Source organism: Kitasatospora sp. NPDC059795, assembly GCF_042732175.1.
Classification (GTDB): domain Bacteria; phylum Actinomycetota; class Actinomycetes; order Streptomycetales; family Streptomycetaceae; genus Kitasatospora.
The window spans coordinates 1-20,459 of sequence record NZ_JBHWID010000037.1; the positions used below are offsets into that span (position 1 = coordinate 1).

At 74.0% G+C, this 20,459-nt stretch carries 17 protein-coding genes, 1 rRNA gene and 1 pseudogene; 4 read left to right on the forward strand and 15 right to left on the reverse strand.

Annotation, left to right across the window (positions count from 1 at the left end):
* Positions 1 to 210: 210 nt before the first annotated feature.
* Both ACFV4P_RS35300 and ACFV4P_RS35305 read right to left on the reverse strand, forming a co-directional pair.
* Positions 211 to 834: an NUDIX domain-containing protein gene (locus ACFV4P_RS35300; protein WP_380477584.1), complete on the reverse strand. Its 624-nt coding sequence runs from the start codon at positions 832 to 834 to the stop codon at positions 211 to 213.
* A gap of 121 nt (positions 835 to 955) precedes the next feature.
* On the reverse strand, positions 956 to 2,626 hold the full coding sequence (locus ACFV4P_RS35305; protein ID WP_380477585.1) for a CTP synthase: 1,671 nt from the start codon (positions 2,624 to 2,626) through the stop codon (positions 956 to 958).
* A gap of 339 nt (positions 2,627 to 2,965) precedes the next feature.
* Between ACFV4P_RS35305 and ACFV4P_RS35310 the strand changes: the two genes are divergently transcribed.
* Positions 2,966 to 4,918 (forward strand): glycoside hydrolase family 15 protein, encoded by a 1,953-nt coding sequence (locus tag ACFV4P_RS35310; protein ID WP_380477586.1) that lies wholly within the window; start codon positions 2,966 to 2,968, stop codon positions 4,916 to 4,918.
* Between the two features lie 7 nt (positions 4,919 to 4,925).
* Here ACFV4P_RS35310 and ACFV4P_RS35315 read toward each other — a convergent pair whose 3' ends face one another.
* The 3 genes from ACFV4P_RS35315 to ACFV4P_RS35325 all read right to left on the reverse strand — a co-directional run bounded on the left by ACFV4P_RS35315 (position 4,926) and on the right by ACFV4P_RS35325 (position 8,650).
* Complete coding sequence (locus ACFV4P_RS35315) at positions 4,926 to 6,089, reverse strand: glycosyltransferase family 4 protein (RefSeq protein ID WP_380477587.1); 1,164 nt, start codon at positions 6,087 to 6,089, stop codon at positions 4,926 to 4,928.
* A 139-nt stretch (positions 6,090 to 6,228) separates the two neighbouring features.
* Positions 6,229 to 7,962, reverse strand: a complete 1,734-nt coding sequence (gene recN / locus ACFV4P_RS35320) for a DNA repair protein RecN (RefSeq protein WP_380477596.1) — start codon at positions 7,960 to 7,962, stop codon at positions 6,229 to 6,231.
* Positions 7,963 to 8,026: 64 nt separating this feature from the next.
* Complete coding sequence (locus ACFV4P_RS35325) at positions 8,027 to 8,650, reverse strand: YitT family protein (RefSeq protein ID WP_073819423.1); 624 nt, start codon at positions 8,648 to 8,650, stop codon at positions 8,027 to 8,029.
* Positions 8,651 to 8,763: 113 nt separating this feature from the next.
* On the opposite strand from ACFV4P_RS35325, the gene ACFV4P_RS35330 reads away from it, so the two are divergent.
* On the forward strand, positions 8,764 to 10,239 hold the full coding sequence (locus ACFV4P_RS35330) for a PLP-dependent aminotransferase family protein (RefSeq protein ID WP_380477588.1): 1,476 nt from the start codon (positions 8,764 to 8,766) through the stop codon (positions 10,237 to 10,239).
* A gap of 159 nt (positions 10,240 to 10,398) precedes the next feature.
* On the opposite strand, the gene ACFV4P_RS35335 is transcribed toward ACFV4P_RS35330, so the two are convergent.
* The 4 genes from ACFV4P_RS35335 to ACFV4P_RS35350 form a co-directional block, all read right to left on the reverse strand.
* Positions 10,399 to 11,301, reverse strand: coding sequence for an NAD kinase (locus ACFV4P_RS35335; RefSeq protein ID WP_380477589.1), 903 nt, complete (start codon positions 11,299 to 11,301; stop codon positions 10,399 to 10,401).
* Between the two features lie 91 nt (positions 11,302 to 11,392).
* Entirely contained in the window at positions 11,393 to 12,199 is an 807-nt protein-coding gene (locus ACFV4P_RS35340; protein WP_380477590.1) for a TlyA family RNA methyltransferase, read from the reverse strand.
* Between the two features lie 36 nt (positions 12,200 to 12,235).
* Positions 12,236 to 12,391, reverse strand: a complete 156-nt coding sequence (locus ACFV4P_RS35345; protein WP_158071988.1) for a hypothetical protein — start codon at positions 12,389 to 12,391, stop codon at positions 12,236 to 12,238.
* Positions 12,384 to 13,265, reverse strand: a complete 882-nt coding sequence (locus ACFV4P_RS35350) for a hypothetical protein (RefSeq protein WP_380477591.1) — start codon at positions 13,263 to 13,265, stop codon at positions 12,384 to 12,386. Before ACFV4P_RS35350 ends, ACFV4P_RS35345 begins: the two co-directional genes overlap by 8 nt.
* 206 nt (positions 13,266 to 13,471) lie before the next feature.
* Here ACFV4P_RS35350 and ACFV4P_RS35355 point away from each other — a divergent pair, with 206 nt between their 5' ends.
* Positions 13,472 to 13,819 (forward strand): SCP2 sterol-binding domain-containing protein, encoded by a 348-nt coding sequence (locus ACFV4P_RS35355; RefSeq protein WP_073819432.1) that lies wholly within the window; start codon positions 13,472 to 13,474, stop codon positions 13,817 to 13,819.
* 123 nt (positions 13,820 to 13,942) lie between these two features.
* Here ACFV4P_RS35355 and ACFV4P_RS35360 read toward each other — a convergent pair whose 3' ends face one another.
* The 3 genes from ACFV4P_RS35360 to ACFV4P_RS35370 form a co-directional block, all read right to left on the reverse strand.
* A complete protein-coding gene (locus tag ACFV4P_RS35360; RefSeq protein ID WP_380477592.1) occupies positions 13,943 to 14,587 on the reverse strand; it encodes a hypothetical protein in 645 nt (214 codons plus the stop codon).
* Positions 14,588 to 14,659: 72 nt separating this feature from the next.
* Positions 14,660 to 15,673, reverse strand: coding sequence for an HAD-IIA family hydrolase (locus ACFV4P_RS35365; RefSeq protein WP_380477593.1), 1,014 nt, complete (start codon positions 15,671 to 15,673; stop codon positions 14,660 to 14,662).
* 56 nt (positions 15,674 to 15,729) lie between these two features.
* On the reverse strand, positions 15,730 to 16,272 hold the full coding sequence (locus ACFV4P_RS35370) for a tetratricopeptide repeat protein (RefSeq protein ID WP_380477594.1): 543 nt from the start codon (positions 16,270 to 16,272) through the stop codon (positions 15,730 to 15,732).
* Positions 16,273 to 16,380: 108 nt separating this feature from the next.
* On the opposite strand from ACFV4P_RS35370, the gene ACFV4P_RS35375 reads away from it, so the two are divergent.
* Complete coding sequence (locus ACFV4P_RS35375; protein ID WP_380477595.1) at positions 16,381 to 17,736, forward strand: DUF1015 family protein; 1,356 nt, start codon at positions 16,381 to 16,383, stop codon at positions 17,734 to 17,736.
* 98 nt (positions 17,737 to 17,834) lie between these two features.
* Here the strand turns inward: ACFV4P_RS35375 and ACFV4P_RS35380 are convergent, their stop codons facing one another.
* From ACFV4P_RS35380 to rrf, 3 genes and pseudogenes are all read right to left on the reverse strand, one after another.
* Positions 17,835 to 18,713, reverse strand: coding sequence for a tetratricopeptide repeat protein (locus ACFV4P_RS35380; protein ID WP_380477597.1), 879 nt, complete (start codon positions 18,711 to 18,713; stop codon positions 17,835 to 17,837).
* A gap of 39 nt (positions 18,714 to 18,752) precedes the next feature.
* A pseudogene (locus tag ACFV4P_RS35385) lies at positions 18,753 to 19,649 on the reverse strand (hypothetical protein); the annotation flags it as partial.
* A gap of 718 nt (positions 19,650 to 20,367) precedes the next feature.
* Positions 20,368 to 20,459: ribosomal RNA gene (rrf, locus tag ACFV4P_RS35390) — 5S ribosomal RNA — on the reverse strand; the annotation flags it as partial.

Consider the following 20,459-nt stretch of genomic DNA (forward strand, 5'->3'; position numbering starts at 1 on the left):
TGAAGCCGCCCGGGCCCCCCAACGCGGCGCGGTCGGCCGCAGAACCCCCCCCACCACCCCGCGCGGAGCGCACCCCCAACACCCCCACCACCCCGCGCGAAGCGCACCCCCAACACCCCCACCACCCCGCGCGAAGCGCGTCCCCAGCACCCCCGCCACCCCGCGCGGAGCGCACCCCAGCACCCCCGCCACCCCGCGCGGAGCGCCCCCTCAGAACGGCCGGGCCGCCCAAGGCGCATCCGCCGGCCGGAGCGTGTCGACGCCGCCGCGGGCCAGCACGGCGTGGAGGGCGAGGGTGCCGGTGACCAGCGTGGGGTTGTGGAGTTCGCCGGCGAGGACGAGGTCGATGAGCTGTTCGAGCGGGACCCAGGCCGACTCCAGTTCCAGTTCCTCCCCGTGCGCGGCGTACCGCTCCCCGTCCGCCTCCGACAGCTCCGTGGCGAGGAAGAGTCGCAGGGCTTCGTCGCTGCCGCCGGGCGAGGTGTAGAAGTCGACCAGGACGCGCCAGTTGCCGGCCTTGCAGTAGGCCTCCTCGAAGAGTTCCCGCTGCGCCGCGTGCAGCGGGTTCTCGCCGGGAACGTCCAGCAGCCCGGCCGGCAGCTCCCAGAGCCGGTGCCGGACGGGGTGCCGGTACTGGCGCAGGACGAGGACGCGGGCCTGCTGGTCGACGGCGAGGACGCCCACCGAGCCGGGGTGGATCTGGTAGTCGCGCTGCGCCCAGCTGCCGTCGGGCATCCGCACCTGCTCGGAGCGCATGCCGGTCATCCGGCCCTGGAAGGGCGTGTGCCCGTCCCGGACGTCCCATTCCTCGGCCACGTCGCGAATCCCGGTCATCAGGACACCACCCCTTCTCGTCAGATAGACGCAATCTACCGGACGCCCCGCCCCCGACACGCCGAAGCCGCCCGCCCCGGAGCGAACTCCGGGACGGGCGGCTTCGGAAACCGAGAACGCGTCAGCCGACCTTGCGGTCGATCGCCGCCGCGACCAGGCCCGCGAACAGCGGGTGCGGCCGGGTCGGGCGGGACTTCAGCTCGGGGTGGGCCTGGGTGGCGACCAGGTAGGGGTGGACCTCGCGCGGGTACTCGACGTACTCGACCAGGTCGCCCTTCGGGGAGAGGCCGGAGAACTGCAGGCCGGTCTTCTCCAGGTCGGCGCGGTACGCGTTGTTGACCTCGTAGCGGTGACGGTGGCGCTCCTCGACGTACTGCTCGCCGCCGTACACCTCGCGCACGATCGAGCCCTCGGCGAGCTTCGCCGGGTACAGGCCCAGACGCATGGTGCCGCCCAGGTCGCCCTTGCCGTCGACGATGGCGAGCTGCTCGGCCATGGTCGAGATGACCGGGTACTTCGCGGCGGAGTCGAACTCGGTGGAGTTCGCCTCCGGCAGCCCGGCCAGGTTGCGGGCGGCCTCGATGACCACGCACTGCAGGCCCAGGCACAGGCCCAGCAGCGGGATCTTGTTCTCGCGGGCGTAGGTGATCGCGGCGACCTTGCCGTCGACACCGCGGTCGCCGAACCCGCCGGGGATGCAGATCGCGTCGACGTCGCCGAGCTGCTCCTGCGCGCCCTCGGGGGTCTCGCAGTCGTCGGAGGTGACCCACTTGATCTCGACGCGGGCGTTGTTGGCGAAGCCGCCGGCGCGCAGCGCCTCGGTCACCGACAGGTACGCGTCGGGCAGGTCGATGTACTTGCCGACCAGGGCGACCTTGACCACGTGCTGCGGCTCGTGGACGCGGCGCAGCAGGTCGTCCCAGACGGTCCAGTCGACGTCGCGGAACGGCAGGTCGAGGCGGCGCACCACGTAGGCGTCGAGGTTCTCGGCGTGCAGGACCTTCGGGATGTCGTAGATCGACTTGGCGTCGATCGCGGCGACCACGGCCTCCTCGTCGACGTCGCACATCAGCGAGATCTTGCGCTTGATGGCCTGCGGCACCTCGCGGTCGGCGCGCAGCACGATCGCGTCGGGCTGGATGCCGATGTTGCGCAGCGCGGCCACCGAGTGCTGGGTGGGCTTGGTCTTGAGCTCGCCGGACGGGCCGATGTAGGGCAGCAGCGAGACGTGCACGAAGAACACGTTGTCGCGGCCGACCTCGTGGCGGACCTGGCGGACGGCCTCCAGGAACGGCAGCGACTCGATGTCGCCGACGGTGCCGCCGACCTCGGTGATGACCACGTCGACGTCCTCGGTCGCCATCCGGCGGATCCGGGACTTGATCTCGTTGGTGATGTGCGGGATGACCTGGACGGTGTCGCCGAGGTACTCGCCGCGCCGCTCCTTGGCGATCACCGTGGAGTAGACCTGGCCGGTGGTGACGTTCGCCGAGCCGTGCAGGTTGGTGTCGAGGAAGCGCTCGTAGTGACCGATGTCGAGGTCGGTCTCGGCGCCGTCGTCGGTGACGAAGACCTCACCGTGCTGGAACGGGTTCATGGTGCCCGGGTCCACGTTGAGGTAGGGGTCGAGCTTCTGCATCGTCACTCGCAGGCCGCGGGCCTTGAGAAGCGCGCCGAGGCTCGAGGCGGTGAGGCCCTTGCCGAGCGAAGAGGCGACACCCCCGGTGACGAAGAGGTGCTTGGTCGTCACGGCGCGGCCGTTGGCCGACTTGCCGGAATGGGGCTGTGCCAAGAGGGGGCTCCCGTGGGTGTCGTGTCGGAGAGTGACGCCGGTGGAGGGGCTCCCGGCCCTCGTTCCCACCAGTTCCACGGGATACCAGCGTATCAGTGCCCCGGCGAGTGCTTGCCCGCGTCCGGGTGGAGAGGCCTCCGGCGCGTCGGCCGGACAGCTCATCCGGGCGGCCCGGAACAGGCCCGGAGGGCATGCGGCACAAGGGGTGTGGGCAGACGGGCGGGGTGCTGAACACGCCCGAAACATCCAAATCCACGTATTCTGCTCAAACGTCGACATCCTCGCCCGACCCCCGACCCGCGCGCACCCCCGACCCGTGCGCACCGCCGCCGCCGGGGCATGCTGGGCCGCTGGGAACGGAGAGCCATGGCCGGTCGCATCGAGGACTACGCGCTCATCGGGGACATGCAGACGGCCGCGCTGGTGCGCCGCGACGGCGCGGTCGACTGGCTGTGCCTGCCGCGGTTCGACTCGCCGGCGGTGTTCGCGGGCCTGCTCGGCACCGACGAGCACGGCTTCTGGCGGATCGGCCCGGCACTGCCCGTCGAGCCGCCGCCCGCCGCCGCCCCGCCGCCCCGCACCCTGCTGGACGGCGAGCCGCCGATCCCGCCGGTGACGGCCGCCGCGCCCGCGCTGCCCTGCGACCGGCGCCGCTACCGCGGCGACTCGCTGATCCTGGAGCAGGAGTGGGACACCCAGGGCGGCACCGTCCGGGTGATCGACTTCATGCCGCCGCGGCACCTGCTCGGCACCCCCGACGTGCCGCAGATGATCCGCATCGTGGAGGGCCTGGCCGGCGCCGTCCGGATGCGCTCGGCGGTGCGGATGCGTTTCAGCTACGGCCGGATCGTGCCCTGGGTGCACCGGGTCGAGCAGCCCGGCGTCGGGCACCGCACCGTCGCCGTCGCCGGGCCCGACTCGGTGTGGCTGGACGGCCGGGCCGAGACCTACGGCCGCGACCTGACCACGTACGCGGACTTCACCGTCAGCGCCGGTGAGCGGATCGCCTTCGGGCTGACCTGGAAGGCCTCCCACGAGCCGGCGCCCGCGCCGCCGGACGCCGAGGGCGCGCTGGAGTCCACCGAGCGGTTCTGGCGCGAGTGGGTCGAGCAGTGCCGCTACCAGGGCCCCTACCGGGAGGCCGTGGTCCGCTCGCTGATCACCCTGAAGGCGCTCACCTACGCCCCGACCGGCGGCATCGTCGCCGCCCCGACCACCTCGCTGCCGGAGGACCTCGGCGGCGAACGCAACTGGGACTACCGCTACACCTGGCTGCGGGACGCCGCGATCACCCTGTCCTCGCTGCTGCGCACCGGCTACCGCGAGGAGGCCCGGGCATGGCGCGAGTGGCTGCTGCGGGCGGTGGCCGGCGACCCGGAGAACCTGCAGATCATGTACGGCATCGCCGGGGAGCGCGAACTCACCGAGTCCGAGCTCGACTGGCTGCCCGGCTACGAGGACTCCCGCCCGGTCCGGATCGGCAACGGCGCCGCCGGGCAGCTCCAGCTCGACGTGTACGGCGAGGTCGTCGAGGCCCTGCACCTGGCCACCATGTCGGGCCTGGCCCGGCACGACCACGCCCACCAGTTGCAACTGCGCCTGATCGAGTACCTGGAGGACCACTGGCGCAACCCCGACGAGGGCATCTGGGAGGTCCGCGGCCCGCGCCGGCACTTCGTGCACTCCAAGGTGATGGCCTGGGTCGCCGTCGACCGCACCCTCAAGCTGCTGGAGCAGCTGGAGAACGCCCCGGAGGGCCTCACCGCGCGCTGGGAGGAGCTGCGCGCCGAGATCCACGCCGACGTGTGCGCGAAGGGCTACGACCCGGAGCGCAACACCTTCACCCAGTACTACGGCGGCAAGGAGCTGGACGCCTCGCTGCTGCTGATCCCGCAGGTCGGCTTCCTGCCGCCGGACGACAAGCGGGTGATCGGCACCATCGAGGCGATCCAGCGCGAACTGTCCACCGAGGACGGCTTCGTGCTGCGCTACCCGACGCACGACGACGAGGGCAACAACGTCGACGGCCTGTCCGGCCACGAAGGGGCGTTCCTGGCCTGCTCGTTCTGGCTGGCCGACGACCTGGCGATGATCGGACGGGTCGGCGAGGCCCGCGAGCTGTTCGAACGGCTGCTGGCGCTCCGCAACGATCTGGGGCTGCTCGCCGAGGAGTGGGATTCGCGTTCACGCCGTCAGGTCGGCAACTTCCCACAGGCGTTCAGCCACGTTCCGCTGATCGACACGGCACTGCGGCTGACCGCCGCGGGCGGGCTGAACCTGTCGTCGCACTGATGCGACGTCAGTTCTGACGCTGCACCAATTCGTCGTAGACGGACAGCACCTGGGCGACGGTGGCGGCCTCGTCCGGCCAGGTGCGGGCCTGGGCGCGGCCGGCGTCGGCGAGTGCGACCCGGCGTTTCTCGTCGCCGAGGAGTTCACGGACGGCGCCGCCGAGCGCCCGCGGGTCGGCGAACGGCACCAGCACGGCGGCGTCGCCGACCAGTTCGGGGACGCCGCCGACGGCGGTGGCGACCACCGGCACGCCGGCCCGCATCGCCTCCTGGGCGACCAGCGAGCGGGCCTCCCAGCGGGAGGAGAGCACGACCAGGTCGGCGGCGGCCAGCAGGTCGGCGATGTCGGAGCGGTAGCCGAGGACGTCCACCGGCAGCTTTTCGGCCCGCACCCGCTCGGTCAGCGCCTGCCGTTCGGGGCCGTCGCCGGCCAGCAGCACGTGCGGCATCGGCTCGCCGGGCGCGGCGAAGTGCGGGACGGCGTCCAGCAGCAGTGAGAAGCACTTCTGCGCGACCAGGCGGCCGATCGCCAGCACCACGGGCCGGCCGTCGTCGCCGCCGGGCAGGGCGGCGGCGCGGGCCGCGGCGCGGTCGAGCTCGGCGGGCGGCATCGGCGGGGCGGCGACCGGGCCGAGCCGGGCGTCGGTGGCGCCCAGTTCGCGGGCCCGGGCGACCAGGTCGGAGGACGCGCCGAGGACCAGGTCGGCGGCCCGCACCACCCGGCGTTCCATCAGGCGTTGGAGACGGCGTTCCAGTCCGGTGGCGAGCAGCGCGTGGTGCGAGGTGACCACCAGCGGCGTGTCCGGGCGGATGCCGGGGAACCGGCCGGCGGTGCGCAGCGCCAGGTCGGACAGCAGGCCGGCGCGCAGGCCGTGGGCGTGGATGACGTCGGCGCCGGTGAAGGCGCGGCGCAGCTCGCCGATCGCGACGGCGTCGGAGCGGGCTCCCGAGGTGGGGGTGATGTCCACCGTGTGCAGGCGGGCGCCGGCCGTGGTGAAGCCGTGCCGGCGGTCGGTGCCCTCGGGCGCGCAGACGGTGACCGCCACCCCGTGGGCGACCAGACCCTGCGTCAGGGAGCGCACGTGCGCGCCGATCCCGCCGGTCGCGGCGGCCAGGACGAGCACCACGTGCAGCTGGGGGGCCGCGGTGGCCCGGGCGGCGGAATGGTCCACGTCGTTTTCGCTCCGACTCGTTGTCAGCTGGTGTCCGCTCGCCACGATGCCAGGTCGGTCGCCCTCTTGGACAGTCGGCACCGCTGCGGGCGCGTCGCCCGGACCCGGCAGGTCCGGGCGGCGCGTGCCGCACGAGGTATCAGCGGGCCCGGGCGGTGCGGGCGGCTTCGAGGAGTTCCTCGGCGTGCGCCCGGCCGAGCTCGGAGTCCTCCAGGCCGGCGAGCATCCGGGACAGCTCGCGCACCCGCTCCTCGTCGCTGAGGGTCTTCACGCCGGAGCGGGTGACCACGCCGTCGTTGGTCTTCTCCACCACCAGGTGCCGGTCGGCGAACGCGGCGACCTGCGGCAGGTGGGTGACGACCACGACCTGGGCGCTGCGGGCGAGTTTGGCGAGGCGGCGGCCGATCTCCACGGCGGCCTTGCCGCCGACGCCCGCGTCGACCTCGTCGAACAGGTAGGTCGGCACCGGGTCCGCGCCGGCGAACACCACCTCGACGGCCAGCATGACGCGGGACAGCTCGCCGCCGGAGGCGCCCTTGGCGATCGGCCGGGCCTGCGCGCCGGGGTGCGGGGCGAGCAGCACCTCGACCTCGTCGACGCCGTGCGGGCCGTAGGCGACGGTGCGGCCGTCGACCTCGATCCCGGACAGGTCGTCGACCTGGCTGATCGCGAACGTCACCCGGGCGTGCGGCATGGCGAGTTCGGCGAGCTCGGCGGAGACCGCGCCGGCGAAGGTGCCGGCGGCGGCGTGCCGGGCCTGCGACACCTCGACCGCCAGGTCGGCCAGCTGGGTGCGCAACTCGGTCTCCTGCGCGCCGAGTTCGTCGATCCGCTCGTCGTCGCCGTCGAGTTCCAGCAGCCGCACCGAGCCGGCCTCGGCCCAGGCGGTCACCTCGGCGAGGGTGCCCTCGGTGCCGGAGTACTTGCGGACCAGGTGGGCGAGGACGGAGCGGCGGTCCTCGACGGCGGCCAGCCGGACCGGGTCGGCGTCCAGGTCGTCGGCGTACCCGGCGAGGTCGCCGGCCACGTCGGCGAGCAGGTAGCCGACCTCGCCGAGGCGGTCGGCGAGCTGCGCGAGGCGCTCGTCGTGGTGGCGGACCGCGTCGACGGCGCGGCGGGCCTGGGCGAGCAGGGTGCCCGCGTCCACCGCCTCCGGGTCGGCGGGGTCGCCGGCCAGCGCGGCGTGCGCGAGCGTCGCGGCGGAGGACAGCGCGTCGGCGTGGCCGAGGCGCTCGGACTCGACGGCCAGCTCCCCGTCCTCCCCGGCGACGGGTTCGGCGGCGGCGATCTCCTCCAGGCCGAAACGCAGCAGGTCGGCCTCCTGGGCGCGCTCGCGGGCCCGGGTGGTCAGCTCCTCCAGCGTCGCGGACACCTCGCGCAGGGTGCGGTACACCTCGCGGTAGCGGGCCAGCGGCTCGGCGACCGCCTCGCCCGCGTACCGGTCGAGCGCGCCGCGCTGCCGGGACGGGCGCAGCAGCCGCTGCTGGTCGGTCTGGCCGTGCACGGCGATCAGGTCCTCGCCGAGTTCGGCGAGCAGCCCGACCGGCACCGAGCGGCCGCCGACGTGCGCGCGGGAGCGGCCCTCGGCGGAGACGGTGCGGCTGATCAGCAGTTCGCCGTCGTCGAGTTCGGCGCCCGCCTCGATGGCCCTGGCCACCACCGGGGAGGCCGGGTCGAGGGCGAGGCGGCCCTCCACGACGGCCCGCGCGGAGCCGTTGCGCACCAGCGCCGGGTCGGCCCGGCCGCCGAGCAGCAGCCCGAGGCTGGTCACCACCATGGTCTTGCCGGCTCCGGTCTCACCGGTGACGGCCGTGAAGCCGGGGGCGAGTTCGACCACCGCGTCGTCGATGACACCCAGATCCCGTATCCGCATCTCGTCCAACACGGAGACGACCTTACGAGGTTCCACCGTCGGTTCGCGACGACCGCCCCCCGGTTCACCCGACAGTGGCGGGCTCCGGCACCGTGAGTCGGGGCAGGAAGAACTGGACCAGCGGGCCGATCGCCAGCGCGTAGGCGACCGTGCCGACGCCGAACGTGCCGCCGAGGAGGATGCCGACGGTCAGCACGGTCAACTCGATGCAGGTGCGGATCAGCCGCACGGAACGGCCGGTGCGCCGGTGCAGGCCGGTCATCAGGCCGTCGCGCGGGCCCGGGCCGAGCCGCGCCCCGATGTACAGGCCGGTCGCCACGGCGTTCAGCACGATGCCCACGGCGAGCAGCGGGATCCGGGCGGCGAGCGCGTGCGGGTGCGGCAGCAGCGCCAGTGTGGCGTCCATCGCGACGCCGAGGACGGCGACGTTGCCGACGGTGCCGACGCCTGGCCGCTGCCGCAGCGGTATCCACAGCAGCAGCACCAGCAGGCCGACCAGCGTCACCCAGGTGCCGACGCTCAGGCCGAGGTGCCGGGCCAGGCCCTGGTGGAAGACGTCCCACGGGTTGCCGCCGAGCGAGGAGCGCAGCACCAGGGCCATCGAGACGCCGTACAGCACCAGGCCGGCGGCGAGCCGGAGCAGCCGGCGGGGCAGATCGGTGGTGACGTGGGGCAGGGCGAGTGCCATCGGGTGGACCTCTTTTCGTGCGGTGCTTGCCGTTCCTCGGCACTGACCGTCACTATGGACGGTCCAAAAGGGCACCCGACAGGGCCAATCCGATCCGAGTGGACTGATTTCCGATGGCCGAGTGGCACAGCACGCTGACCCCGCACGCACTCGCCCGCCAACTGCCCCCGGCGGACGGCCGCCGCCCCGCCTACCGCTCGCTCGCCGACCGGGTCTCCCGGCTGGTCGCCGACGGCCGCTTCCCCGCCGGCACCCGGCTGCCCGCCGAACGCGAACTCGCCGCCGAACTCCGCCTCAGCCGCACCACCGTCGCCGCCGCCTACGAGGCCCTGCGCGCCGACGGCTTCCTGCGCTCACGACGCGGCGCCGGCTCCTGGACGGCCCTCCCGAACGGCACCCGGCCGCCCGCCGACACCCTGCACCCGCTCGGCGCCGACGGGCCCGGCACCGAACTCGACCTCGGCCTGGCCGCGCCCACCGCCCCGCCGCAGCTCGCCGACGCCGCCGCCCACGCCCTCGACCGGCTGCCCGCCTACGCCGCCGGCCACGGCACCTACCCCACCGGCCTGCCCGTCCTGCGCGAGGCCGTCGCCCGCCGCTACACCGAACGCGGCCTGCCCACCGGCCCCGAACAGATCCTGATCACCACCGGCGCGATGAGCGCCCTGCACCTGGCCCACCAGGCCCTGCTGACCCGCGGCGACCGGGTCGCCGTCGAAGCGCCCGGCTACCCCAACACCCTGCGCGCCCTGGACCGCTCCGGCGCCCGCCTGGTCCCCGTCCCGTTCACCACCGACCGCGCCGGGCAGCCGAGTTGGGACCTCCCCCAGTGGCAGCGGGTGCTCCGCGGCGCCGCCCCCAAACTCGCCTCCACCATCCCCGACTTCCAGAACCCCACCGGCGCCCTGATCGACGAGGACCGCCGCCGCGCCCTGCTCGCCCACGCCCGCGCCGCCGGCACCGCCGTCCTCGCCGACGAGACCTGCACCGAACTCGGCTGGGGCGTCGACGACTCCGCCATGCCCCGACCGCTCGCCGCACTCGACCGCGACGCCCGGGTGATCACCGTCGGCTCGGCCGGCAAACTGCTCTGGCCCGGCCTGCGGATCGGCTGGCTGCGCGCCCAGCCGTCCCTGGTACGGAAGTTGGCCGTCGACCGGGCTCTGCTCGACCTCGGCACCCCCGTCCTCGACCAGCTGATCGCCGCCCACCTGCTCACCGAGCACCTGACGGCCGTCCGCACCGAACGCCACGCCGGCCTCCGCGCCACCGCCCACGCCTTCGCCGACGCCCTGCCCCGGCACTTCCCCGACTGGCGCTTCACCCTGCCCCCCGGCGGCCTCGCCCTCTGGGTCGCCACCCCCGGCCTGCCCGCCACCGCCCTCGCCAGGGCCGGCGAACGCCTCGGCGTCCGCATCGCCTCCGGCGCCCGCTTCGGCATCGACGGCGCGTTCGAGGAGTACCTCCGCCTCCCCCTCACCCTCCCCGCCGCCCACGTCCCCCACGCCCTGACCCGCATCGCCGAAGCCGCCGCCCTCGCCGGCACCGAGCGCTTCACGACGGACGGCCCGGAACCGTGCAGCCTGTAACGGTGGAGAGCAGAATCAGGGAGAGCACCACCAGGGGCGCGGGGAACTGCGCGAAGCGGAAGGATCCGACCGCAAGATCGCGACGCAGGACCATGACCTGCACGTGATCGCGACCTTGCGGACGGGCCTTGCGCTTGTCGCGCAGCCCCCCGCGCCCCCTCAGACGCTCCGGGACCGCCCCCGCCACCCCGTCACCGGCAGCGCGAACTTCGCGACCAGCCGGTCCGTGAACGGCGCCCGGTGCAGCCGGGCGAGTCGCACCGGCGTCTTGCCGCGCCGGACCTCCACCCGTGCGCCGGCCGGGAGTTCGACCGAGCGGCGCCCGTCGCACCACAGCACCCCGTGCGGCGTCCGCGGCTGCACCTCCACCGCCAGCACCGAGTCCGGCGAGGTCACCAGCGGGCGGGCGAACAGCGCGTGCGCACTGATCGGCACCATCAGCAGCGCCTCCACCTCCGGCCACACCACCGGCCCGCCCCCGGAGAACGCGTACGCGGTCGAGCCGGTGGGCGTCGAGAGCACCACCCCGTCGCAGCCGAAGTTCGACACCGGGCGGCCGTCCACCTCGGTGACGACTTCCAGCATCCGCTCGCGTGCCGCCTTCTCCACCGAGGCCTCGTTCAGCGCCCAGTCCTCGTGCAGCACATCGCCGTTGGTGCGCACCAGGACGTCGATGGTCATGCGTTCCTCGACGGCGTAGTCGGCGTCGACGACCCGGTCCACCACCGTCGCCAGGTCGTCGCGTTCCGCCTCCGCGAGGAAGCCGACCCGGCCGAGGTTGATGCCGAGCATCGGCAGCCCCGATTCGCGGGCCAGTTCCGCCCCGCGCAGCAGCGTGCCGTCGCCGCCCGCGACCAGGATCAGTTCGCAGCCGTCGGCCGCGCCCGGCCCGCCCGGGACCAGCTCCACCCCGTCCGGCAGGTCCAGGCCCACCGCCTCCGCCTCCAGCAGCCGGATCCGGATCCCCGCCTTCAGCAGGCCGTCCACCAGCCCTTCCACACTGCGCAGGGCGGCCTCCCGGCCGGTGTGCGCGATCAGGAAGACCGTACGACGATCGCTCATTGCCCGCTGCCCTCTCCCTACGCCTGCCGGACCCTGCTGGCCCGGCCGCGGCATGCCAGTCTGCGCAACGCTCGGACGCCTGCCAAGTACCCTACTTCGGCCCCTCCGCCACGGCCCGGTCCGCCTCGGCCGGATCCAGCTGGTCCGCGTCCCGGCGCAGCCACAGGAAATACTCGACGTTGCCCGACGGTCCCGGCAGCGGCGACGCCGTCACCGCGCGCACGCCCAGGCCCAACTTCCAGGCCTGCGAGGCGACCTGGCGGATCGTCTCGGCCCGCAGCTCCGGCGAACGCACCACGCCGCCCGAACCCAGCCGTTCCTTGCCGATCTCGAACTGCGGCTTCACCATCAGCACCAGGTCCGCGTCCGGCGCCGCGCAGCCGGCCAGCGCCGGCAGCACCAGGCCCAGCGAGATGAACGACAGGTCGCCCACCACCAGGTCGACGAGGGTGCCGCCGATCAGTTCCGGCGTCAGCTCCCGCACGTTGGTGCGGTCCATCACCGTCACCCGCTCGTCGCTCTGCAGCGACCAGGCGAGCTGCCCGTAGCCGACGTCCACCGCCAGCACGTGCGCCGTGCCCGCGCGCAGCAGGACGTCGGTGAAGCCGCCCGTGGACGCCCCCGCGTCCAGCGCCCGGCGGCCCTCGACGACCAGGCCCTGCGGGACGAACGCGGCGAACGCGCCCGCCAGCTTGTGGCCGCCGCGCGACACGTAGTCCGGGTCGTCGTCGTCCTTCGCGACCACCACGGCCGCCGCCGTCTCCACCTGCGTCGCCGGCTTGGTCGCCACCGTGCCGCCCACCGTCACCCGACCCGCCGCGATCAGCTCGCTCGCGTGCTCCCGCGACCGGGCCAGATTCCGCCGCACCAGCTCCGCATCCAGACGGCGTCGTGCCACTGCCACTGCTACGTCAGCTCCCACATTCCGCAATCGTCACTCGCGGTCCAGCGCCGCGAGGGTCGCGGCGAGCCGCGCATGAACATCTTCGTACACCTCGACCCGCTCCCCCGCCCCCACCCCGTCCGCCTCCCCCAGCCGGGCCAGCACCTCGTCCACTTCGGGCTCGCCCGTCCACTGCATCTCACTCACCGCCGGCGTCCCCGCCCTCGGGCTTCGCGGCGGTCTTCCGGGCGGCGGTCCTCTTCACCGGCTTCGCGGCCGACGCGCCGTCAGCGGCCTTGGTGCGCTTCGACGCGGCCTTGGTCGCCGATGTCGGCGTCAACACCGACTTCTGCGCCGCCACGGACTTCCGTACGGGCGCGGCCTTCTTCGCCTGCGCGGGCAGCGGGGCCGACGGGCTGTCCGCGGCGGCAGCCTTCTTCACCGCCGCCGCCGTCTTCTTCGCCGTCGTCTTCTCCGCCGCCGTCTTCTTCGCGGGAGCGGCCTTCTTCGCGGCGGCCTTCTTCGCCACCGTCTTCGGCGTCGCCGGGGCCTTCCGCGGCACCGAACGCTTGGCCGCCGCCTGCTTGGCCGCCGCGCCCTTGCGGGCAGTCGCCCGCTTCACCGGCGGCACCGGCTGCTCGGGCTCCGAGGCCGTCTCCACCACCGGCTCCACCGGCTCCGCGTCCCACCCGGCGTCGAACAGGCCCTTGGCCCGGGCGGCCGGCCGGACCACCGGCTCCGCCTCCGGCTGCTCCTCGGGCGGCGTCTCGGGCTCGGCCGCGGCGGTCGGCTCGTCGACCTCGCGCAGCTTCGACTCCAGGAAGCTCAGTACCACGCCGACCTTCACCACCTGGTCGCCGACCTTCTCGAAGACCCGGTCGACCTCGCCCTTGGCGGCGCCCGCGAGCCCCACCCCGGCGCTCACGGCCTGCTCGGCCAGCGTCCGCAACTGCTCAACCCCAGGCGGGAGTTCACCGGTCCGCCGACGCAGCTCCTCGGCCGCGTCCTGCACCCGGCGGCTCGCCTCCTCGGCGAGCTCCGTCGCGACCACCACCACACCCCGCACCGCATCCCGCAGCATCCCGAACGCCTCCTCCGCGGGCACCGACTGCCCGCCCTGACGCTACCCCGTCCTACGCCCCGCCCGTACGCGCATTCCCCGCCCGCCCCACGGTCGGCCCCCTCACCCCACCCGGCCGGCACGTCCCCCGGGCGCGTTAGCGTGGGACGCCGCACCGATCACCGAGAAGTACCGAGAACCACCGAGAACGGGAGTACGCCGCACCCATGGCCACCATCGAGGAGTGCCGCAGCGCACTGGAGCAGCTCAGCCGCAACCTCGCCGGCGCGAACGGCGACGTCCGCAAGGCCGCCGCCCTCGACCGGTCGCTCAGCTGCCACCTCACCGACCTCGGCCTGACCTTCACCGGACGCCTCACCGGCGGGCAGCTCACCGGCATCACCGACACCCCCGGCCCGCCCGCCACCAAGGCCGACATCCGTCTCACCACCACCGGCACCGACCTCGTCGCCCTGGTCGACGGCCGGCTGCCGTTCCCCACCGCCTGGGCCACCGGCCGCCTCAAGCTCGACGCGAGCTTCCGCGACCTGCTGCGCCTGCGCAGCCTGCTCTGACACCGACGCTCACCCGCAGGACTGCTGCGCCCCGGCCCGCTCGTCGACGTCGCCGACGGCAGTGGCTCGACGGCGACGTGAGCAGCGCCGCCCCTCCGCCGTCACGACCGGCTCGGCCGATCGTCAGCTCGCCGCACAGTCCTGCGGATTCGGCCCCGGCACCCTCCCCCAGTTCGACAGCTGCTCGACGGCCGTCCCCGTCGCCCGCTGCACCTGCAATTGCGGTTCGCCCGGCGGCCCGTCGCCGGCCATCGCCAGGTAGATTCCGTACGGCCCGCGCTGCCCGTCCGCTTCGCCGAGGTGGAACAGCCGCGCCTCCCAGCGCCCGCAGCGCAGGTCCAGCGGCTCCTCGCCCTCGACCGTGAACAGCGTCGTCCAGATCTCGTTCCTGGCGCCGCCCATGGCCTCGGTGGCAGGCGGGTCCGCTGTCGGCGCGTGGGGGTGGAACCTCACGCTCATCGGGTCCCTGCCGGACAGGTCCGCGACTCCGGCGCCCCACCTACCGGCCAGGTCCACCGTTCCGGCGCCCCACGTGCCGCTCGGCAGCAACCAGACGAAGACCACCGCCTGCTCCGTCCGCCCGACCTCCCGGAACGAACCCGCCACCACGTCCTGCTCGGTCAGGCCCCACACCGACAGGTCGAGCCTCACCGGCGGGCTGCTCGTCAGGGCCGCCCAGTTGCCGCCCGGCACCCGGTCGACCGTTCGGTACGTGTACCCCGCCAGCACCAACGCCGGCACGGCCACCACCAGCCCGAGAATCCTCACCGCACGTCCGCGCATCATCCCCCCGGGACGACCCGAAGCAGTGCGGGTACACCCGCCCGACCGGCCCTCAACTCACAGCGCGGCCAATGCCTTTGACGCCTCCGGTGCCGCCCCGTTCGCGTCCGCCCACGTCCAGGCCGCCGCACACAGCGCCCGCAGTGCGTCGATCCGTTCGCCCGTGCCGTCCAGGGTCAGCGCGTCGCCGTCCACGCCGGCCTGCCAGCCGCCGCAGCCGAACCGGCCGCCGCCGAGCTCCGCGACCTCCGGCTGCGGCTCCAGCAGGCCGCGCAGGTCGTCCGCCAGGTAGGTCGGGCGGTGCTGCACCGGGGCGGCCAGCAGCAGGGCCGGCGTGGTGACGCCGGTGAACACCAGCAGCGAGTCCACGCCGCCGTTGTACGCGCCCTCGATGTCGGTGTCGAGGCGGTCGCCGACCACCAGCGGATGCTTCGCGCCCGTCCGCAGCACCGTCTCCCGGTGCATCGGCGGCAGCGGCTTGCCCGCGACCTCCGGCGTCACACCGGTCGCCGCCGACACGGCCGCCACCAGCGTCCCGTTGCCTGGCGCGATGCCGCGCGCCGTCGGGATCGACATGTCCGTGTTCGACGCCACCCACGGCAGGCCCCGGCCGACCGCGTACGAGGCCTCCGCGAGGTCCGCCCAGCCCACCGACGGGTCGTAGCCCTGCGCCACCGCCGCCGGGTCCTCGTCCAGGGAGCGCACCGGCACCAGGCCGCGCTCCTCCAGCGCCTCCACCAGCCCCGCGCCGCCGACCACCAGCACCCGCGACCCCGCCGGAACCTGCTCCGACACCAGCCGCGCCGCCGCCTGCGCCGAGTTGATCACGTCCGCGGGCTCGGCCGGCACCCCCAGCTCCGACAGGTGCTCCGCGACCACCCGCGGCGGCCGCGACGCATTGTTCGTGACGTACGCCAGCCGCATCCCCGCCGCCCGCGCCCGCTCCAACGACTCCACCGCGTGCACGATCGCGTGCGGCCCGGCGTACACCACCCCGTCCAGGTCGAGCAGCGCCGTGTCGTACGCCTCCGTCAACGCCACCGCGCTGCCCTGCGGCACGCTCCGCACCATCACTGCTCTCCACTCACCTCGAACGATCGAACACTCGCCACCATAGGGCTTAGGGCCTAGGGTCCGTCCGCCCCGTCCGTCCCGTCCGCCCGGTCCGCCTCGTCCGCCTCGTCCGGCGGGGCCAAGTACCCCGGGGCGCCCGGCTGCAGCGGCCCGAACGCCCCCGCCCGCGCCGCCAGCGTCGCCCGGGTCTGCCGCAGCGCCGCCCGGTAGTGCTTGTTGCCCGGCTGCATCGCCACCGCCAGCGCCAGGTGCTCCGCCGACGACTCGAAGTCCCCCAGCCGGGCCGCCGCCACACCCCACCCGAACTGCGCGTAGTCGTCCGACGGGTCCGCCACCGCGACCGTCCGGAAGTTCTCCAGCGCCGCCGCGTACTGCCCCGCGTCGAACTGCGCCCGCGCCAGCGCCTCCCGGATCGACCGCGACCCCGGCTCCGCCTCCGCCGCCCGCGCCAGCAACTGCACCGCCGCCGCCGGATGCCGTTCCTCCAACAACCGCACCCCGCGCCGGAACCAGTCGTACACGCCGCCGCCCGGCGCCCCCGCCGAACCCCCCGACGCGGCCTCCGCGCCGTCGCCGTCGTGGCTCCCGTAACTCATCCGCCCACTCCCCGCTCTCCCGCGCCGAACCCGCCGCACCGCCCGCAACCCGAACAGTCGCGCGCACCGCGATCTCTCAACAAGGAGTACCCGGCTAACATGCCCAGGATGAGCGCCCCTCGTGCCGAAATCGGCAACGAGCCCTCGGGCGGCCCCGGAGACCCCGGGCACGTCGCCACCGCAGGGCTGTCCCTGTCCCCGTTCCGCGGCCTGCGCTACGACCCCCAGCGGGTCGGCGACCTGGCCGCGGTGACCTCACCCCCGTACGACGTGGTGGACCCCGGACGGCGCCTGGACCTGGAGACCGCGGACCCCCACAACATCGTCCGCCTCATCCTGCCGCGCCCCGAACCGGAGGACTCCGGCCTCCGCCCCGACCGCGACACCCGCTACCGGCACGCCGCCCGACTGCTGCGCGACTGGCGCCGGCAGGGCGTCCTCACCGCCGACCCCCGACCCGCCCTGTACGTCTACGAGCAGCAGCACCCCACCGCAGGCCTGCAACGCGGCCTGATCGGCGCCCTCGCCGTCAGCGGCCCCGAAGCCGGCATCGTCCTCCCCCACGAGGACGTCATGCCCAAGCCCGTCGCCGACCGGGTCGGCCTGATGCGCACCACCCGCGCCAACCTCGAACCCCTGCTGCTCACCTACCGCGGCCACGGCCGCGCCGCCGAGGTCGTCGACCGCACCGCCGCCGGCGAACCGCTGCTCCACGTCACCACCACCGACGGCACCCACCACCGGCTGTGGGCCGTCACCGACCCCGCCGACCTGGCCGCCGTCAGCCGTGACCTGGCCACCTGCCGCGCCCTCATCGCCGACGGCCACCACCGCTGGGAGATGTACCTGCGGCTCCAGCGCGAACACCGCCACCTGCCCCGCAGCCCCTGGGACCGCGGCCTGGTCCTGCTGGTCGACACCGACCGCTACCCGCTGAAGGTCCGGGCCATCCACCGCGTCCTGCACCGCCTGCCGCTGCACGCCGCGATCGCCGCCCTCGACCCCGACGTCTGGCAGCTCACCGAACTGTCCGGCTCCCTCCCCGACGCCCTCAAGGCCCTCGCCGAGGCCCGCACGGACGCCCGCAACGCCTTCGTCCTGACCGCCGGCGACGACCGCTTCCTGCTGCTCACCGGCCCCGACGAACGCACCCTCGACGCCACCGTCCGCCACGACCGCCCCGAGGAGTGGCGCCGGCTCGACGCCACCGTCCTGCACGCCACCCTGCTCGACCGCACCTGGCACGTCCCCGACAGCCCCGAGCACATCGGCTACCTGCACTCCGCCGAAGCCGCCGTCCGCGAGGCCGCCCGCACCGGCGGCACCGCCGTGCTGCTCCACCCCGTCGAGGAACGCGTGGTCCGCCGCCTCGCCGAACAGGGCGTCACCATGCCCCGCAAGTCCACCTCCTTCGGCCCCAAGCCGGCCACCGGACTGGTCCTGCGCTCCCTCGAACTCGGCTGACCCGACCCGCGCGGCCGGGCCCGACCGGGTCGGCCCGCAAACGACAACGGCCCCCGTTCCTACCCGGAACGGGGGCCGTCTCAGTCACCGCGCGAAGGTCAGGCCTTCTTCGGCTGCTCCTCGGAGGACTTCTCGTCGTAGTCCTCGTCGATCTCGAGGTCGTCGTCGTCGTAGAACTCCTCGACGTCCTCCTCGTCCTCGAAGATCATCCGGTCGTCGCCGATCTCGTCCTTCGCGATCGGCTTGCGGGCCGGCTCCTCGGACTCCACGGCCTCGTCCTCGGCGTCCTCGTCCAGCGCGTCGGTGAACTCCACGCCGTCGATCTCCGCCAGGCGCTCGGACGCGTTGGTCGAGCCGTCCGAGTCGGCCTCCACGGCCTTCACGAACCACTCGCGGGCCTCGTCCGCACGACCCGCCGCGATCAGCGCATCGGCGTACGCGTAGCGCAGGCGCGCCGTCCACGGGTGGATCGCCGAGGACGCCAGCTCCGGGCTCTGCAGCGTCACGACGGCCGCGTCGAACTGCTCCAGGTCGGCACGGGCACCCGCCGCGACCAGACGCATCTCGACCTGACCGGCCTTGTCCAGCTGCTTCACCTCGGGCTCGCCGGCCATCGCCAGCGCCCGCTCCGGACGACCCAGACCGCGCTCGCAGTCCGCCATCACCGGCCACAGGTCCGCCCGGCCGGTCATCCGCTTCGCGGCCCGGAACTCGGTCAGCGCCTCGGCGTACCGCTGCGTCATGTACGACGCGAAACCGGCCGCCTCACGGACGCTCGCCACCCGCGACGCCAGCCGCAGCGCGACGCGCGAGTAGTTGTAGGCCTCCTCCGGCTCGCTGTCGAGCAGCCGCGCGACCATCACCAGGTTGCGCGCCACGTCGTCGGCGAGGGTCTTCGGCAGGCTCTTCAGGTCCTGACGCACGTCCGCGTCGATCTCGAACCCGGTCACGTCGTCCGGGATCGGCAGCCGGCGCACCGGCTCCTGCCGACGCTCGTCCTGCTCCCCACGGAACCCACCCCGGTCGTCCCGGCCACCCCGGTACCCACCACGGTCGCCGCCACGGTCGTCGCGACCACGGAAGCCGCCACGGTCCCCACCGCGGTCGTCGCGACGGAACCCGCCACGGTCGCCGCCCTGCGGACGGTCGTCGCGGCCACGGTAGCCACCACCCTGCGGGCGGTCGCCACGGTCGTCCCGACGGAAACCGCCCTGGGGACGGTCGCCACGGTCGTCGCGACGCTCAAAGCCGCCACTGCGCTGCGGACGGTCACCGTAGGACGGGCGGTCGCCACGGTCGTCGCGGCGGAACCCACCCTGCGGACGGTCGTCCCGACGGAAGCCGCCACCCTGCGGGCGGTCGCCACGGTCGTCCCGACGCTCGAACCCACCGCTGCGCTGCGGACGGTCACCGTACGACGGACGGTCGCCACGGTCGTCCCGACGGAACCCACCCTGCGGGCGGTCACCGCGGTCGTCACGGCGGAACCCGCCACGGTCGCCGCCCTGCGGACGGTCATCGCGGCCACGGAAGCCACCCTGCGGGCGGTCGTCCCGACGCTCGAACCCACCGCTGCGCTGCGGACGGTCACCGTAGGACGGACGGTCGCCACGGTCGTCCCGACGGAAGCCACCACCCTGCGGACGGTCACCACGGTCGTCGCGACGCTCAAAGCCGCCACTGCGCTGCGGACGGTCACCGTAGGACGGACGGTCGCCACGGTCGTCCCGACGGAAGCCACCACCCTGCGGACGGTCACCACGGTCGTCGCGACGCTCGAACCCACCGCTGCGCTGCGGACGATCGCCGTAGGACGGACGGTCGCCACGGTCATCGCGACGGAAGCCACCACCCTGCGGGCGGTCACCGCGGTCGTCGCGACGCTCAAAGCCGCCACTGCGCTGCGGACGGTCACCGTACGACGGACGGTCGCCACGGTCATCCCGACGGAACCCACCACCCTGCGGACGGTCACCGCGGTCGTCACGGCGGAAGCCGCCACCCTGCGGGCGGTCGTCGCGGCCACGGTAGCCACCGCCCTGGGGACGGTCACCGTATGACGGGCGGTCGCCACGGTCGTCACGACGGAAGCCACCACCCTGCGGGCGGTCTCCGCCCTGGGGACGGTCGTCGCGGCCGCGGTAGCCGCCCTGCGGGCGGTCGCCGTACGACGGGCGGTCGCCACGGTAACCCCCGCGGTCGCCGCCACGGTCACCGCGGTCGTCACGACCGCGGTAGCCGCCGCCGCCTTCGCCACGGTCATCACGACGGGGGCCACGGTCGTTCGACCAGCCCCCGCGCGACCTGGGCTCGTAGCCCCGGCCGCCGTCATTTCGGCGCTCGGGCCGGTCCTGGGGCGGGTTCGACATGCTGGTGACTCCTGTCTGCACACTGCTGGCTCTAGAGGGCGCCACTGCCGATCCATCGACACCAGCGCGCGATCCGGACGACCTCCGAACCCCACCAGGGCCCGGTACGTCCGTACTTGTCCATTGTCCGGCACACGGGCGAGCACCGCGTCCGGGTGCCCGACCGCCGTCTGCCGGCCGTCGGTATGTTCGGCTGAAAAAAGCCCAACAAAAAAGGCCGAGGCCCCAGCTCATCGCTGGGGCCTCGGCCTTTTGAAGAATTGTTCGGCGGCGTCCTACTCTCCCACAGGGTCCCCCCTGCAGTACCATCGGCGCTGTGAGGCTTAGCTTCCGGGTTCGGAATGTAACCGGGCG

Bases quoted from the DNA above. Each gene is read 5' to 3' on its own strand.
- ACFV4P_RS35300 (WP_380477584.1), bottom strand. From the start codon at position 834: ATGACCGGGATTCGCGACGTGGCCGAGGAATGGGACGTCCGGGACGGG.
- ACFV4P_RS35310 (WP_380477586.1), top strand. From the start codon at position 2,966: ATGCTGGGCCGCTGGGAACGGAGAGCCATGGCCGGTCGCATCGAGGAC.
- recN (WP_380477596.1), bottom strand. From the start codon at position 7,962: ATGCGGATACGGGATCTGGGTGTCATCGACGACGCGGTGGTCGAACTC.
- ACFV4P_RS35325 (WP_073819423.1), bottom strand. From the start codon at position 8,650: ATGGCACTCGCCCTGCCCCACGTCACCACCGATCTGCCCCGCCGGCTG.
- ACFV4P_RS35330 (WP_380477588.1), top strand. From the start codon at position 8,764: ATGGCCGAGTGGCACAGCACGCTGACCCCGCACGCACTCGCCCGCCAA.
- ACFV4P_RS35335 (WP_380477589.1), bottom strand. From the start codon at position 11,301: ATGAGCGATCGTCGTACGGTCTTCCTGATCGCGCACACCGGCCGGGAG.
- ACFV4P_RS35350 (WP_380477591.1), bottom strand. From the start codon at position 13,265: ATGCTGCGGGATGCGGTGCGGGGTGTGGTGGTGGTCGCGACGGAGCTC.
- ACFV4P_RS35355 (WP_073819432.1), top strand. From the start codon at position 13,472: ATGGCCACCATCGAGGAGTGCCGCAGCGCACTGGAGCAGCTCAGCCGC.
- ACFV4P_RS35365 (WP_380477593.1), bottom strand. From the start codon at position 15,673: ATGGTGCGGAGCGTGCCGCAGGGCAGCGCGGTGGCGTTGACGGAGGCG.
- ACFV4P_RS35370 (WP_380477594.1), bottom strand. From the start codon at position 16,272: ATGAGTTACGGGAGCCACGACGGCGACGGCGCGGAGGCCGCGTCGGGG.
- ACFV4P_RS35375 (WP_380477595.1), top strand. From the start codon at position 16,381: ATGAGCGCCCCTCGTGCCGAAATCGGCAACGAGCCCTCGGGCGGCCCC.